This window comes from Streptomyces boncukensis (assembly GCF_011045075.1).
In the GTDB taxonomy this organism is placed as follows: Bacteria; Actinomycetota; Actinomycetes; order Streptomycetales; family Streptomycetaceae; genus Streptomyces; species Streptomyces boncukensis.
The window spans coordinates 1-860 of sequence record NZ_JAAKZZ010001049.1 but is presented as its reverse complement, the minus strand read 5'-3'; the positions used below and the strand labels follow the sequence as shown (position 1 = coordinate 860).

Annotated in this window: 1 protein-coding gene; it reads left to right on the top strand. The window is 77.6% G+C overall.

Going from position 1 to position 860, the window contains the following annotated elements; genetic code table 11:
- Window positions 1-41 precede the first annotated feature (41 nt).
- Window positions 42-860: sucrase ferredoxin (locus G5C65_RS37870; protein WP_165303613.1), on the top strand; the 819-nt coding region annotated here is incomplete at its 3' end.

Sequence of the window (860 nt, the reverse complement as noted above, 5' to 3'; positions counted from 1 at the left end):
GCACCGCGCGCGGCCCCGGGAGGGAGGTTAGGCTCCCCTGCGTGAGCACGTGTGCGACGGCCTCCCGGGTGCTGGCCGAACCCCTCACCGCGACAGCGGCCACCGCCCGCACCTGGCTGCTGGTCGAGCAGCCCGGCCCGTGGGGCGCCAAGGCGCCGGCCGAGAGCCGTCTCGACCCGGGCCTCGGCCGGGAGCTGGAGGCCGCCGCCCAGGCCCACGGCGCCCGGCTCGCACTCATCCGCCGCCCCGGACGGCACGCGGACCACGCGACGCCGGTGAGGCGCCGCGCCTTCCTCGCCCACACCTCCCCCGGCGCCTCCTGGATCCGCACCGCGCTGCTCCCGGACGCCGGCGGCGGCCCCGAGACGCTCCGCGCACTGGACTTCGCTGCCCTCGCCGCGGGGAACGACGCGGGGCTCCCGGCCGCCTGGCGGCCTTACGAGGGCGAGCCGCTGGCCCTGGTGTGCACCAACGGCAAGCGCGACCGCTGCTGTGCCCTGCTCGGCCGCCCGCTGGCCGCCGAACTCGTCGCCTCCGGCACCGGCGACGTCTGGGAGATCACCCATATCGGCGGGCACCGCTTCGCGCCCACCGTGCTCGTCCTGCCGTACGGATACGCGTACGGCAGGATCGGCGCGGCGACCGTCAAGGACGCCCTGGAGGCCGTACGCGAGGGGCGGGTGCGGACCGAGGGCTGCCGGGGCCGTTCGGCGTGGGACCGCCCCGGGCAGGCGGCCGACCTGGCCGTCCGCGCGCACACCGGCGAGGACCGCGCAGACGCGCTGACCGTGACGGAGCTGACGGAGCTGACGGACGTCATGGGCATGGCGGGGACGGCGGGCATGGCGCATGTGACGGGC